Annotated in this window: 12 protein-coding genes; 5 read left to right on the top strand and 7 right to left on the bottom strand. The window is 44.7% G+C overall.

The window, feature by feature from the left end; genetic code table 11:
* Positions 1-19 precede the first annotated feature (19 nt).
* Positions 20-634, top strand: a complete 615-nt coding sequence (locus FTU00_RS00565) for a riboflavin synthase subunit alpha (protein WP_125279183.1) — start codon at positions 20-22, stop codon at positions 632-634.
* Positions 635-760: 126 nt separating this feature from the next.
* Positions 761-2,170 (top strand): deoxyribodipyrimidine photo-lyase, encoded by a 1,410-nt coding sequence (locus FTU00_RS00560; RefSeq protein ID WP_180178878.1) that lies wholly within the window; start codon positions 761-763, stop codon positions 2,168-2,170.
* A 62-nt stretch (positions 2,171-2,232) separates the two neighbouring features.
* Here the strand turns inward: FTU00_RS00560 and FTU00_RS00555 are convergent, their stop codons facing one another.
* Both FTU00_RS00555 and acs read right to left on the bottom strand, forming a co-directional pair.
* The gene (locus FTU00_RS00555) at positions 2,233-3,414 is read right to left on the bottom strand and encodes an acyl-CoA dehydrogenase family protein (RefSeq protein WP_180034023.1); all 1,182 of its coding nucleotides are present in this window, start codon (positions 3,412-3,414) and stop codon (positions 2,233-2,235) included.
* Positions 3,415-3,544: 130 nt separating this feature from the next.
* Positions 3,545-5,491, bottom strand: coding sequence for an acetate--CoA ligase (acs, locus tag FTU00_RS00550; RefSeq protein WP_180178877.1), 1,947 nt, complete (start codon positions 5,489-5,491; stop codon positions 3,545-3,547).
* A 261-nt stretch (positions 5,492-5,752) separates the two neighbouring features.
* On the opposite strand from acs, the gene FTU00_RS00545 reads away from it, so the two are divergent.
* Positions 5,753-6,328, top strand: a complete 576-nt coding sequence (locus FTU00_RS00545) for a DUF805 domain-containing protein (protein ID WP_180031012.1) — start codon at positions 5,753-5,755, stop codon at positions 6,326-6,328.
* 107 nt (positions 6,329-6,435) lie between these two features.
* On the top strand, positions 6,436-7,416 hold the full coding sequence (locus tag FTU00_RS00540) for a mechanosensitive ion channel family protein (protein WP_159123798.1): 981 nt from the start codon (positions 6,436-6,438) through the stop codon (positions 7,414-7,416).
* Here FTU00_RS00540 and FTU00_RS00535 read toward each other — a convergent pair.
* The 5 genes from FTU00_RS00535 to prfB form a co-directional block, all read right to left on the bottom strand.
* The gene (locus tag FTU00_RS00535) at positions 7,390-8,103 is read right to left on the bottom strand and encodes a 16S rRNA (uracil(1498)-N(3))-methyltransferase (RefSeq protein ID WP_179991928.1); all 714 of its coding nucleotides are present in this window, start codon (positions 8,101-8,103) and stop codon (positions 7,390-7,392) included. The genes FTU00_RS00540 and FTU00_RS00535 overlap by 27 nt on opposite strands.
* 276 nt (positions 8,104-8,379) lie before the next feature.
* Positions 8,380-9,660: a 3-deoxy-D-manno-octulosonic acid transferase gene (locus FTU00_RS00530; RefSeq protein WP_180178998.1), complete on the bottom strand. Its 1,281-nt coding sequence runs from the start codon at positions 9,658-9,660 to the stop codon at positions 8,380-8,382.
* 81 nt (positions 9,661-9,741) lie between these two features.
* Positions 9,742-10,827 (bottom strand): alkene reductase, encoded by a 1,086-nt coding sequence (locus FTU00_RS00525; RefSeq protein ID WP_166139484.1) that lies wholly within the window; start codon positions 10,825-10,827, stop codon positions 9,742-9,744.
* Between the two features lie 15 nt (positions 10,828-10,842).
* The gene (locus tag FTU00_RS00520; protein ID WP_121979733.1) at positions 10,843-11,142 is read right to left on the bottom strand and encodes a helix-turn-helix transcriptional regulator; all 300 of its coding nucleotides are present in this window, start codon (positions 11,140-11,142) and stop codon (positions 10,843-10,845) included.
* Between the two features lie 146 nt (positions 11,143-11,288).
* Positions 11,289-12,384 (bottom strand): peptide chain release factor 2 gene (gene prfB, locus FTU00_RS00515; RefSeq protein ID WP_180178876.1). Its coding sequence is split into 2 segments (ribosomal slippage): positions 11,289-12,311 and positions 12,313-12,384, totalling 1,095 coding nucleotides; the frame shifts between segments, so codons are not numbered across the junction.
* A 505-nt stretch (positions 12,385-12,889) separates the two neighbouring features.
* Here prfB and FTU00_RS00510 point away from each other — a divergent pair.
* The gene (locus FTU00_RS00510) at positions 12,890-13,669 is read left to right on the top strand and encodes a putative porin (RefSeq protein ID WP_180178875.1); all 780 of its coding nucleotides are present in this window, start codon (positions 12,890-12,892) and stop codon (positions 13,667-13,669) included.
* Positions 13,670-13,747: the final 78 nt, after the last annotated feature.

Raw genomic sequence — 13,747 nt, 5'->3', positions numbered from 1 at the left:
TGAGATAGAAATTTAAATTATGTATACCGGTATCGTACAAGGCTTGGAAAAAGTCGTGGATATTCGCCAGGGCAATGGCTTCATTACCATTATCGTGAGCAACGAAAATCAGTTTTTTCAGGATGTCTTTATTGGCGCCAGTGTTGCGATCAACGGCGTCTGCCTCACCGTAACGACTATTGATCAGAAGCTAAACCAGATTCACTTCGATATCTCCGATGTAACCCTTGCCCTCACCACCTTAAAATCTCTTCAAGTAGGTGATGAAGTGAATGTCGAACGCTCTGCCAAAGTCGGTGCAGAAAATGGCGGGCATAATCTGTATGGGCACATCGAAGGCACAGCAATCATTAAAAATCTGGAACATCGGGGTGAAACCTACCATATCGATATTCAGATCCCGGATGGCAATATCAAATACTTTTTCCTGAAAGGGTTTATTGGTCTGAACGGCTGCAGCCTGACCATCAATCGCGTCGATCGCGCCAATAGTGAAATTTCGATTGATCTGATTCCCGAAACTTTGCGTCTGACCACCTGGAAAAATGCCAAAGTAGGTGATGAAGTCAATTATGAAATTGACCAGACCACGCGTACCTTGGTGGATACCTTAGAAAATATTCACCAGCGTTAAATGAAAGAGCCGCTTATACCATAGGCGGTTTTTTAACTGATCATTCTGCCCATATCTACGTTTCTATACAGAATTTTCAGGTGGAATGAATAAAATAATCTGATTCCGATTCAGAACGTTATTCCCATGCAGTTGATCTGGTTCCGCCAAGACCTCCGTATACATGACCATGCCGCACTCTGGCATGCTACTCAGCAAGGACCTTGCATTGCGCTAGCAGTCCTCTCTCCCGAACAATGGCAACTGCATCAGGATGCCCGGATCAAAATTGATTTTTATCTGCGCCGGCTCAAATATTTAAAACAGCAGCTACAGCAACTGAATATCCCGCTGATCATATTGAATATTCCTTTGTGGGAAAATTTAGCGCCAGAAATATTGAATCTGTGTCAAACCCTGAAAATTGAAAATCTGCATACCAATATTGAAGTTGGCGTCAATGAACTGGAACGTGATGCTCAAGTACAGCAATTACAGCAACAGCAGCAAATCAGGGTCGAGTTCTATCATGATCGCATCCTGTTTCCCCTTGGCAGTATCCGGAATCAGTCTAATCAAGCCTATCAGGTCTATAGTGCCTTTAAGAAAAAATGCTATGAGCGGCTAATTCTGGATGTACCCGCCTGCTATCCAGAGATTGAAGCTCAAGATCCAATCCAATTATCAACTAAGCTCCCCAATGTTGATCTTGAAAAATTCTCAGCGGATTATGTGGTAGAGCATGCTGCCCAACTTTGGCCTGCGGAGGATCGAACTGCCTTGGATCTGCTCGATGATTTTATCGAGGATAAAATGGCTCATTATAAAACCGACCGTGATCTGCCAGCAGTTGATGGTACCAGCCGCCTCTCCCCTTATCTGAATATCGGTGTTATTTCAGTTCGCCAATGTATGCAAGCTCTTTTTCAGGATGGCTATTTCCAGATTGAGGATGTGGGTCAGCAGACCTGGTTAGATGAACTCTTGTGGCGGGAATTCTATCTACAGACCCTGTTTGATTTTCCACGTGTCTCCAAACACCAACCATTTAAGCAAAATACCAATAAGATCCAGTGGCGCAATGCCCCCGAAGATCTAGCTGCCTGGCAGCAAGGCCAGACCGGAATTCCAATTGTCGATGCTGGCATGCGGCAAATGCTGGCAACTGGCTGGATGCATAACCGGGTCAGGATGATTACTGCGATGTTCCTGTGTAAGAACTTGCTGATCGACTGGCGACTGGGTGAAAGCTGGTTTATGCAGCATCTGATTGATGGCGATCTGGCTGCGAATAATGGCGGCTGGCAATGGTGCGCATCAACCGGCATGGATGCTGTGCCCTACTTCCGGATTTTTAATCCGGTCAGCCAGTCCCTGAAGTTTGATCCCAATGGAGACTATATCCGCCAGTGGGTGCCTGAACTGGCGCATCTGGATGCCAAATCCATTCATGAACCTTATGCCAAAAATCCTGATCTGGAACTGGATTATCCAAAACCGATTGTCGATTTAAAAGCCTCTCGTGTACGAGCCATAGAAGCCTTTAAGCAGATTTAGAAGAAACTATCACTTCATCTAATATGAAAAGCCTCCAATATTGGAGGCTTTTTATTTTCATATTAAGAATAAAAACTTGGATCAGGCACTTTCCCGGTCAATATCCATTCCCCAACTTCCTGATATTTATAATCTACCGGATCATGTAAGGTCTGGGTGCGAACATTACGCCAGAAACGGTCCAGATTCAGTTTGGCTGTGGTCGCACGCGCGCCCATCACCTGAAAAATATTCTGGGTGATATAGAGAGATGTATTGGTGGCCGCGATTTTGGCTGTAGCAATCGCCACTGAAACTTCACCACGCTGCTCGGCAGTGAGATCATTGCCCAGATCCCACGCGGCCTGTAAGGTTTGAATCGCTTTATCTGCCAAGAGACGTACACTTTCGAGCTGCACATAAAAATCGGCAAAATGCTTCTGGGTAAAAGGGTCATTCACAGCCTCTTCTACCAGTGATTTAGACCAGGCTTTTTGAGTCTGTACGGTTTGTTTGGCCACTTCAAACGCACCTTCTGCTACACCGAGGAACATGTGTACAAAGATCAGCTGGGCAATTAAAGGACGTAAGCTTGAATACGGTGTACTCAGTGGACCGGGATTTAACAGCAATTCATTTTCATGAATTCTGACCTGCTCAAAATGGCTGGTGCCGCTATCGGTCTGGCGTTGACCCATATTATTCCAGTCACCGAGAAAACTTACGCCCTTACGTGCTGTTGGAATCACCCCAATGAGTAATTTTCCAGCATCGTTATAGCCTGAGCACAGTAAAATATCGGAATCAATGGAGCCCGAACAGAAGCTTTTATGCCCATCAAAAATATATTCTTTTTCAGCAACTTTTATTGCGGTAGTACGACGGTCCAGTGGATTTAGGGTATTGCCCCAGAACAGGTTTTCCCGAGCGGTCTGTTCAAACCATGGGCCATATTGTTCCGGTTGGGAAAATAATTGAACCGTTGCAATCAGCAAATGATGAAACCCATAAACATGTGCTAATGAACTATCGACTCGGGCAATGATTTGAATGGTTTTAAAAATTGTCTGCCAGTCTGCTTCCTGACCGCCGTACTGTTTTGGAATAGACAGGCCCAGTAAACCGCTCTGACGAATCAGATCACGCTCGGCTTTAGGATTACCGCCCTGCTTGTCACGAGCTGCGGCTGTTTGGGCAAAAGTTTCTGTCAGTTGCTGGGCAATTTGCAGGGGAGATTGATCTAGATATTGTTGTCGTACATTCATTCTTTTGACCTAAGTTCAGCATAGTTTTAGCTTAGCAGATTGCAGCTTGGCACTATATTCGAAAGCATGCAGAGCTTATTCCTGAGACAAAAATACCGGCAAATAATGCCGGTATTTGAACGTCCTAAACTTATGCCTGATTACGCTGCACTTCAGCGATCAAGTGATCCACGACCTGTGGTTCTGCCAGGGTTGAGGTATCACCCAAACTGTCCAGCTCATTGGCAGCAATCTTTCTTAAGATCCGGCGCATGATTTTACCTGAACGGGTTTTAGGTAAAGCAGGTGCCCAGTGCAAGGCGTCTGGCGTTGCCACTGGCCCTAAAATTTTACGTACCCAAGCTACCAGTTCACCGCGCAGCTGTTCAGTACTTTCAGTTCCTGCCTGCAAGGTAACAAAGGCACAAATCCCCTGACCTTTGATGTCATGCGGCATACCCACTACGGCAGCTTCGGCAACTGCCTCATGTGCAACCAATGCACTTTCAATTTCTGCCGTACCCAGACGATGGCCTGAAACATTGAGTACGTCATCGACACGACCGGTAATCCAATAATAGCCATCTTCATCACGACGTGCGCCGTCACCAGTAAAATAGGTACCCGGATAGGTCGAGAAATAGGCGTCAATAAAGCGGTCTGGGTCACCCCAGATGGTGCGCATCTGACCGGGCCAGGAATCCTTAATTACCAGATTTCCTTCCGCCACCCCTTCAATTTCCTTGCCTTCTGCATCGACAATGGCGGGTTGCACACCAAAGAATGGTCGGGTTGCAGAACCCGGTTTCAGGTCGGTCGCACCTGGTAAAGGCGTAATCATGAAGCCACCAGTTTCGGTTTGCCACCAGGTATCAATCACCGGACAGCGGCTTTCACCGACTACCGAGTAATACCAGTTCCAGGCTTCCGGGTTAATCGGCTCACCGACCGAACCTAAAATTCTCAGGCTGCTACGATCACTTTCCCGTACATAGGCATCCCCCTCACGCATCATGGCACGAATGGCTGTCGGTGCAGTATAGAGAATGGTCACATTGTGCTTGTCGACGATATGTCCGGTACGTGCCCAGCTCGGATATTGCGGCACTCCCTCGAACATGACCGTAGTCGTACCATTAGAGAGCGGACCATACAGTACATAGGAATGCCCGGTAATCCAGCCGACATCGGCAGTACACCAGAACACATCATCCTGTTTAATGTCAAAAACTTCGCGGAAGGTGCAATTCACATAAGTCAGATAACCGCCTGTGGTATGTAGTACGCCCTTAGGTTTTCCGGTTGAACCCGAGGTATATAAAATAAATAGCGGATCTTCTGCATTCATCGGCTCAGGCGGACAGATCTCATTGACGGTCATGATTTCCATGTGATACCAGAGATCACGCCCCTGTTGCATTTCTACCGGATTGCCGGTGCGATGTACAACGATGACATGTTCAACCGATTCGGTACCGGCGACTTTCAGGGCTTCATCCACATTGGCTTTCAGTGGAATAGCTTTGCCACCACGCATGCCCGAATCTGCGGTAATCACCATTTTGGCCTGACTGTCTTCAATCCGGCTGGCCAGAGAATCAGGTGAGAAACCACCAAACACCACACAATGCACTGCACCAATTCGGGCACAGGCCAGCATGGCAATTGCGGCTTCCGAGACCATTGGCATATACAGCACCACCCGGTCGCCCTTTTTAATTCCGTTCTTTTTCAGGACATTGGCGAAACGGCAGGTTTCATCATAAAGCTCATGAAAAGAAATAATCTTGTGACGGGATGGATGATCCCCTTCCCAGATAATCGCTGGTTTATAAGGATGTTCCTTAAGATGGCGATCCAGACAGTTGGCACTGACATTGAGCTGGCCATCTGCAAACCATTCAATTTTAAAATTGTCTTTATCAAAACTGGTATTTTTAACCTGGGTAAAAGGTTTGATCCAGTCCAGGCGCTGTGCCTGTTCAGCCCAGAACTGATCCGGTTGTTCAATGGATTGCTGATAACGCTCAAAATACTCTGTATCAGTGGTACGTGCGGTTTTCTTAAATTCTACTGGTACTGGATAGATTTCTTTCATTGTTCGCTTCCTTGATCTTGTTCTATCTCATCACGAGAGCTTGATGGCATTTTGTTGATTGTTTTTTATGCATAATGGCAGTATGTACTGCATATTTCAAATCCGACAATCATGCTTTCGTCGTAGATTATTTATTCAAATTCAATCAGAATAACTTCGGATAATGCTCAGCTATGGCCAAAGTCAGCTAGATATTGCTATCGTCAAATAAAATGAGTCGCCCACTCTCGCTGTATTTTATACAGGCTTAGGATCTTGCCCATGAATTCAACTGAACCTTCCTATTTCCCTCCTCCTTTTCCTGCAGCAGATCATCCCCTATCGATCAGGGGCCGATTTGGACGTTTGAGTTTTATTGCCTGGTCTGCATTTTTACAGTTTATTTTCTTATGCAGCAGTATTGCGCTAGGTTTAAGTATTGATATTGTGAACATTGCCAGCCTATCAGTAGATTCAAACTGGCAAATCTCCCTGCACGGCCTGTCCAGCCTGTTTGCCTTAGCGATCATGCTGGTCTATCTGTATTTCGGTATTGTGATTACGGTACGACGCTTACACGATCTGGACCGCAGTGGCTGGTGGATGCTGCTATTCTTCGTGCCTTTGATCAATCTGTTGGTCTGGATTTATATCCTGCTTTTTCCAGGAACAAGAGGCAGCAATCAGTATGGCCCGATACGTACAAGCCCCGTCTGGGAAAAAATTGTGGCCTGGCTGGTAATCATTTTTACCGTACTCAGCCTGTTGGCGACGACTGCGTTATTCTCTTATATGAGTGAAGGTGAACCTTCAAGAATCCCAAGTGAAGTGAAACAAAAAACGACTGAGTTCTTTTAAGACAGTTGTGTCTGTTTTGCATAAATATATTGTGTATAAATTTCGCTGTTGTTAATTTTTTGCTGTAGTTGAGGCAAAATAAGCGAAATTTAAATTGTGGAGTTTTTGTGGCTGAACAAGAGAATACTTTAAGCCAGGTAACTGAAGGGACGACTGAGCTCCTGCATCAGGCGACTGAAAAAACTGCCCAAACCGTGATCGAACATACCTCCAAGTACAATGATGCCTATAGCACCATTGACAAGATCATGGAGGGTTTCTGGGAGCGTGTGCCTTATTTCTGCATCGCACTGACAGTCATTGTCATTTTCTGGTTACTGTCAAAACTGTTTAAGTTTTTTGTCCGTAAGACTTTAGAAAACCGTACTTATACCCGACAGAATCTGGTACTGGTGCTGAACCGTGTCGGTAGTACCGTGATTGTTTTCTTCGGTGTTTTAATCGGGCTGGTGATTGCGATTCCAGGTTTCACCCCGGGTCAGCTGATGAGTGCGCTTGGGATTGGTTCGGTGGCGATCGGTTTCGCATTTAAGGATATTTTCCAGAATCTGCTCTCAGGTGTACTGATTTTGCTGGGCGAACCCTTCAAGATTGGCGATGACATTATCGTGAATGGTCTGGAAGGTACCGTGGAAGATATCCAGATTCGTGCAACCTTTTTACGCTCGCCAGATGGTCGTCGTATCGTAATTCCAAATGCTACGGTCTATACCAGTGCAGTGACAGTGAATACTGCTTATACCCGTCGCCGCTGTGAATTTTCGGTCGGGATCGGTTATGAAGATGATATCCAGAAAGCCAAGGATATTATTACTGCAATTCTGGATAAAGATCCGACCATCCTGAGTCAACCTGCATTTAGCGTCAATGTGATTGCACTGGCAGACTTCTCGATTACTCTCAAAGCCTTATGGTGGGTCAATACCACTGAAACAGGCATAGGCACCTCAATCAGTGCAGTTCAGGAACGGGTGATACAAGCCTTTGCTGAACATAATATTTCGATTCCATATCCGGTGCAGGAAGTGAAAGTCTATCGTGGCGATGGCCATGAAGATGCCTCAGCTCGCGCTAAACAGTCGACCTAAAACATATGAAATCGCCGTTTCAGTACGGAGAATACGGTTGCCAAGGCTCACTGCCTGGCAGCCGTTTTTTATGAGCAAATCAACTTCATACGGAATAAAGCCACCTTCGGGGCCAATGACAATCGTGCAAGGATGCTGAAGTGCATATGGCATCGGCTGTTCCGCATAAGGATGTGCAACAAAGGCTGGACAGTCTGCTGTAATGAGTCCCGGCAAAATATCTTCAACAAAAGGTTTAAAGCGTTTATACAGCTCAATTTTCGGAGCAAGCGTATCTCCTGCCTGTTCTAGCCCGAGATCGATATAATGATTCAGCTGCTGCAAAAATGGGGTCTGCCAATAGCTTTTATCCACCCGATAGCTATGCAATAAAATGATCTTTTCTACCCCCATGGTCACAGCATCCATGATCAGACGGCGCAAAACTTTAGGGCGTGGCAAGGCCACAATCAAGGTAACAGGCAGCTTTGCAGGAACTGATTCTTCTTGAATGGGTTTCAATAAAACTGCTTTTTCAGAAATTTCGACAACTTCAGTTAAATACCGTTTCCCTTCCCGAATCCCAACTTTTAATGTGTCACCAACCTGAATCTCAAGATGCTGTTGCAAATGCTCCAGTTGTCGCTTTGAGCTAATCGGCCATAGTTCAGATTCAGTTTGGCGGGGATCAAGCAGGACGATATTCATAAAAAATTAACTCAACAAATCCATCACTGGATACGCGGAAACGTCATCCACAATTGTCCTAGGCAGGACTCTTTTTGCCTTATATAGGTTCTGCGATATCTTTGCAAAAAGATGGTATATGACGATTTTTGTGGATGACAAATGGTTTTGTTACTTTTGCCGAAACAAAAGTAAAAGAAAGAAGAGCGCTAGCATTAAATCTATAAAGATAAGGCTTAGTTTTAACCTTATACAGTCAATTCATGAAAATCGGCTTCTTCACAAATCAGAATATAATCAAAGATATTGATCAATCACCTGAATATGCCTTTCAAGTGAACCCTGATTTTGCTGCATAATCTTTTGTGCAGCAGTATTCAAGCTTTCAGCTTTAGCTGAATTATTCAGAATTTCTAGCAAAGTCTCAGCAGCCTGCTTAGCATCCTGCACCACTTCTACGGCATGCGCCTGGACAAACTCATCCACAATCGTCTGAAAGTTAAAATAGTTTTTACCCAGAATCGTTGGGACATTCAGCGCAACCGGCTCCAGAATATTATGCCCACCACCTGGTTCATTCAAAGAGCCGCCAACATAACAGGCTCGGCTCAAGGCATACCACAGCCACATCTCGCCCATGGAATCTGCCAGATAAACCTGAGTATCTTCTTCGATACGTTGCCCCAGACTACGACGTTGGGTTCTTAAACCTAAGGACTGTGCAGCTTGGAACACCTCATCAAAACGTTCCGGATGGCGTGGCACCACGATACAAACCAATGCTGGAGTTGCATCTAACGCAGCTTTAAGCTCAGCCATCAATTGCTGCTCTTCTGGGGCATGTGTACTGGCGAGAGTGATAATTTTCCGACTTTGTAGAGACCATTCCTGTTTCAATTGGGCAGCATGATTAATAAATTGCTGCGGTGCCGTGATATCAAACTTGATATTGCCCAAGACCTGAGTTTTTTCTGAAGCTATACCCAGATCAATATAACGCTGCTGGGTTGCTGTATCCTGAGCCAAAAGGCCGGTTAAATTCTTAAGCATGCCACGGGTTAGGCCTTTGACTTTGCCATAGCCTTTGGCAGATTTTTCAGAAAGACGGGCATTCAATAATAGGCAACGCACATTAAAATTCGGTGCCTGGTCAATCAGATTTGGCCAGAGCTCAGTCTCCATTAATAACAGCACTTTAGGCTGATATTTTTGATAAAAATCACGAATCAGGGTTTTCTGGTCAGCTGGCAAATATACAGCCTGGAATAAGTCTAAATAAGGTTCTTTTAAGAAGAGAGATTTGGCACGTGCCTGCCCAGTCTTGGTGGTATTGGTCACTAGAACCGGATGCCCAAGTTTTAAATAATGTTCAATTAAAGGTTGAGCGGCATTGGTTTCCCCTACGGATACCACATGAAACCAGATCGTCTGTAGGTTTTTAGGGGACTGGAAAGGACCAAAACGTTCCAGCAGTTCTTGTTGTAATTGTTCCGGACTGGTTGCACGTTTACGTATACGGGATTGATAAAGCGGTTTCGCTAGCGCCAAGGCTGCGTTATACCAGAATGGAGTAGCCACATTGCGCCCCAAAACAGATTCAATCGGCAAAATATAACAGAGCCACATCAACATGTTAATCGATGTGGCTCTTATTTCGAATTATTCTATGGTGCTTAATACTCTAACTTCTGCCAAAGTTGGATAATCAATATAACCTTCAGCCACCTGACTGCCGATCATATTTTCCATTTTCAGCTCATTAAGCGGTGCATTATCAAGCAGACGTTCGTATAGATCAGGATTTGCAATGTAGGCTTTACCAAATGCGACTGCATCTGCCTTTTCAGCTGCCAACAGCTCAATCGCATCTTCACGACTCAGTTGCATATTGGCAATATAAGGCACTCCACCAGAACGCTCTTTCATATATTCGGAAATACTGTCTTCAGCCAGATATTCACGGGTAAAGAAGAAGGCAATCTTGCGCTTGCCCAGTTGCTCCATGGCATAGCCAAATGTTTCACGTGGATCATTGTCGCCCATGTCATGGTCATCACCACGCGGCGCAAAATGTACCCCTACTCGATCCGCACCCCATACTTCAATCAGTGCATCAGTCGCCTCTAGCAGGAAACGTGTACGGTTTTCGACTGAACCGCCGTATTCATCCTCACGCTGATTGGTTTTGCTTTGCAGGAACTGGTCAATCAGATAACCATTGGCAGCATGTAATTCAACACCGTCAAAACCGGCTTCTTTGGCACGAATCGCGGCTTGCTTGTATTGCTCGGTAATCGCGTGAATTTCAGAAACTTCCAAGGGGCGTGGCGTAACGTATGGACGTTTTGGACGTAACAAGCTGACATGACCCGCCTGTTGTACTGCACTTGCAGAGACTGGTGTTTCACCATTTAACAGATCCGGATGCGATACACGACCAACATGCCAAAGCTGGGCAACAATCAAACCGCCCTTCTCATGAACCGCTTGAGTGACCTTTTTCCAGCCTTCGACCTGAGCATCGGTAAACAATCCTGGGGTATTTAGATAGCCATTGGCTTCTTCAGAAATCACTGTCGCTTCAGAAATGATCAGGCCAGCACTTGCACGTTGCGCATAGTATTCAACCATCATGGGGGTTGGAACGCGATCAGCAGTTGCGCGGCTACGGGTCAGCGGCGCCATGATGACACGGTTTTTAAGCTCTAACGCACCGAGCGTTAAAGGAGAATTTAATTCAGCCATCGTTACTCCCACCTGTTAAAGGTGTTGTTGTAGGTGTTCGATAAATTGCTGAATCAAAGTTTCATTGCGGGAGAAATATGACCACTGTCCATGCTTGGTCGCAGTAATCAGGCCAGCCTGCTGTAATACCGACAGGTGATTGGACATGGTGGACTGTGAAACCTGGCCCAAACGTTCAATTTGACCTGCACAGACCCCACGTTGAAAGCCACCACACTCTTCCGCAGACAGATATTGCTCTGGAGATTTTAACCACTCCAGAATTTGTCGACGGGTCGGATTGGCTAAGGCTTTAAAAATTAGATCAAGGTCCATAGGCACATCACAATCAGTGGCGCAACGAAACTTCATTCAGCATCTGCGACCATTATATCGTATTTTTTCGATTTATATATCGAATAATTTAGATATAAGAGTCACAGTCTGTTAAAGCTTTGTTACGCCAGCTTTTAAACGATTTCTTACAGGCCCTGTTTCAGGCTTGCTTCGATAAATTTGTCCAGATCACCGTCCAGAACTGCGCCAGTATTGGAATTTTCCACTCCTGTACGCAAATCCTTGATACGTGAATCATCGAGAACATAAGAACGGATCTGGCTACCCCAGCCAATATCGGACTTAGAATCTTCCAATGCCTGTGCAGCTTCATTACGTTTATTCATTTCCAGCTCATACAGCTTGGCACGCAACTGTTTCCAGGCATGGTCACGGTTGGCATGTTGTGAACGCTGGTTCTGACACGCCACCACGATACCAGTTGGAATGTGAGTTAAACGCACGGCAGAGTCAGTTTTGTTAATGTGCTGACCACCCGCGCCTGATGCACGGTAGGTATCGGTACGGACATCTGAAGGATTGATTTCAATTTCGATATTGTCATCTACTTCAGGTGAGACAAACACGGCAGAAAATGACGTATGACGACGGTTGCCCGAGTCAAATGGTGATTTACGCACTAAACGGTGTACACCAGATTCGGTACGCAACCAGCCATAAGCATACTCACCTTCGACACGAATCGTCGCAGATTTAATCCCGGCAACATCCCCATCAGATTCTTCCATCAGTTCAGCTTTAAAACCATGACGTTCGATCCAGCGCATGTACATACGTAGCAGCATAGATGCCCAGTCCTGTGCTTCGGTACCGCCGGAACCTGCCTGAATTTCCACATAGCAAGGGTTTGGATCCATCGGATTGCTGAACATACGACGGAACTCAAGCTTCGCCAGTCCTTCTTCAGCCGCATTCAGCTCAGCCTGCACATCTTCCAGCATGGCCTCTTCATCTGCTTCAACCGCAAGGTCAAGCATTGCTTGGGCATCTTCAAGCTGGGTCGTTAAGCCGTCCAGTACATTAAGTACACTTTCAAGCTCGCCTTTTTCTTTGGCCATGGCCTGAGCACGACTCTGGTCATTCCAGATCGCCGGGTCTTCTAATTCACGCAGGACTTCTTCTAAACGCTCTTTTTTCAGATCGTAGTCAAAGATACCCCCGTAGTGTTTGACCACGTTCGTTTAAGTCTTTTAATTGGTTTAGATACGGATTAATTTCCACGTGAATTACTCTCAATCAAAATTAGGTATAAATTCTTAGGTCAATATTATATCACAGTCTATTTCGCCAATTTATAGCGATAAATCCATCTTTAAAGCTAAGTAAGAAAATGTCACTAGCACATTTTTTAATTACAAAATTTGTCAGCCCGATAAAATAGCTAAATATTATTTTTAATACTTTCTCATTCTATTGTTAAATATATTTCGCTGTATTTTTATACTCAGTTTTTGATTCATTTTAAAACCCTAAAACCTCTACAAAATAAGATAAAAAAATAGCATTTTCAATACATTCCACAATATCTACACACTTTTAATAAAACAAAACATTTCATTTTTAGTTTTTGAATTCAATTAGTTATTAAATGAAAATTACATAATATTACCTTACTCACAATGTAGTAACTTTCCTTTGATTGACGATTATTGGAATTGGTCTAGACTTAAAGTTGTAACAAAAAGTGTATTAATTTTAGCCATATTTTTCAGAGGGGAGTATCCGCATGAAAAAACTAGCAATCGCTTCAGCATTACTTTCAGCCGTAGCTCTTACAGGTACAGCAGCTCATGCTTATCAAGTAGAAGTGGGTGCATCTGCAGGCCTAACAGACCCGGATAATGGTAGCTCAAGCGGCTCTTTTGGTGTTGATGGCACATATTACTTTAATCCAGTTGAAACACGTAATGCACCATTAGCCGAAGCAGCCTTCCTTGACCGTGCAAGTAATGTGAAAGCTGAGTATGAATACCGAGAAGTTGGTGATTCTGAAGCGCATCGTTATGGTGTAGGCGCAGAGTATTTCGTACCAAATTCAGATTTTTACTTAAGTGGTAAAGTAAGTGGCCATGATCTGCAAGATAATGATGAGTTTGATAACGATCTAACTACTTATGCTGCAGAAGTAGGTTATTTACCTGCACCAGGTCTGTTAATTGCAGCAGGTGTGAAAGGTTGGGATAATGACCAGGACGACGGTGTAGATCCAACATTACGTGCTAAATATGTGACTACCTTGAGCAATGGTAAAGACATTAACCTTGAAGCTGGCGCTGCATTTGGCGACCTGGATGAGTACAACTTAAAAGCTGACTACTTCATCGATAAAACTTTAAGTGTTGGTGCTGACTACCATAACAATGATCTGACAGATCGTAGTGAGTTTGGTGTAAGCGCTCGTAAATTCTTTAATGAACAAGTGAGCTTGGAAGGTCGTGTAGGCTTTGGCGAACAGTTTAACCGAGATTACAACTCATTCGGTTTGGCTGCAAAATACCGCTTCTAATTCAGATTAAGAAATTTCACTATAAAAAACCCATCTTCGGATGGGTTTTTTATTGCACTTTAAACAAGCATTTAGGTA

Origin of the sequence: Acinetobacter sp. YH12041, assembly GCF_013419975.1 — a bacterium.
GTDB lineage: Bacteria > Pseudomonadota > Gammaproteobacteria > Pseudomonadales > Moraxellaceae > Acinetobacter.
This window is presented reverse-complemented; position numbering and strand designations above follow the sequence as displayed.

Bases quoted from the DNA above. Each gene is read 5' to 3' on its own strand.
- FTU00_RS00545 (WP_180031012.1), top strand. From the start codon at position 5,753: ATGAATTCAACTGAACCTTCCTATTTCCCTCCTCCTTTTCCTGCAGCA.
- acs (WP_180178877.1), bottom strand. From the start codon at position 5,491: ATGAAAGAAATCTATCCAGTACCAGTAGAATTTAAGAAAACCGCACGT.
- FTU00_RS00565 (WP_125279183.1), top strand. From the start codon at position 20: ATGTATACCGGTATCGTACAAGGCTTGGAAAAAGTCGTGGATATTCGC.
- FTU00_RS00525 (WP_166139484.1), bottom strand. From the start codon at position 10,827: ATGGCTGAATTAAATTCTCCTTTAACGCTCGGTGCGTTAGAGCTTAAA.
- FTU00_RS00510 (WP_180178875.1), top strand. From the start codon at position 12,890: ATGAAAAAACTAGCAATCGCTTCAGCATTACTTTCAGCCGTAGCTCTT.
- FTU00_RS00520 (WP_121979733.1), bottom strand. From the start codon at position 11,142: ATGGACCTTGATCTAATTTTTAAAGCCTTAGCCAATCCGACCCGTCGA.
- FTU00_RS00555 (WP_180034023.1), bottom strand. From the start codon at position 3,414: ATGAATGTACGACAACAATATCTAGATCAATCTCCCCTGCAAATTGCC.
- FTU00_RS00535 (WP_179991928.1), bottom strand. From the start codon at position 8,103: ATGAATATCGTCCTGCTTGATCCCCGCCAAACTGAATCTGAACTATGG.
- FTU00_RS00560 (WP_180178878.1), top strand. From the start codon at position 761: ATGCAGTTGATCTGGTTCCGCCAAGACCTCCGTATACATGACCATGCC.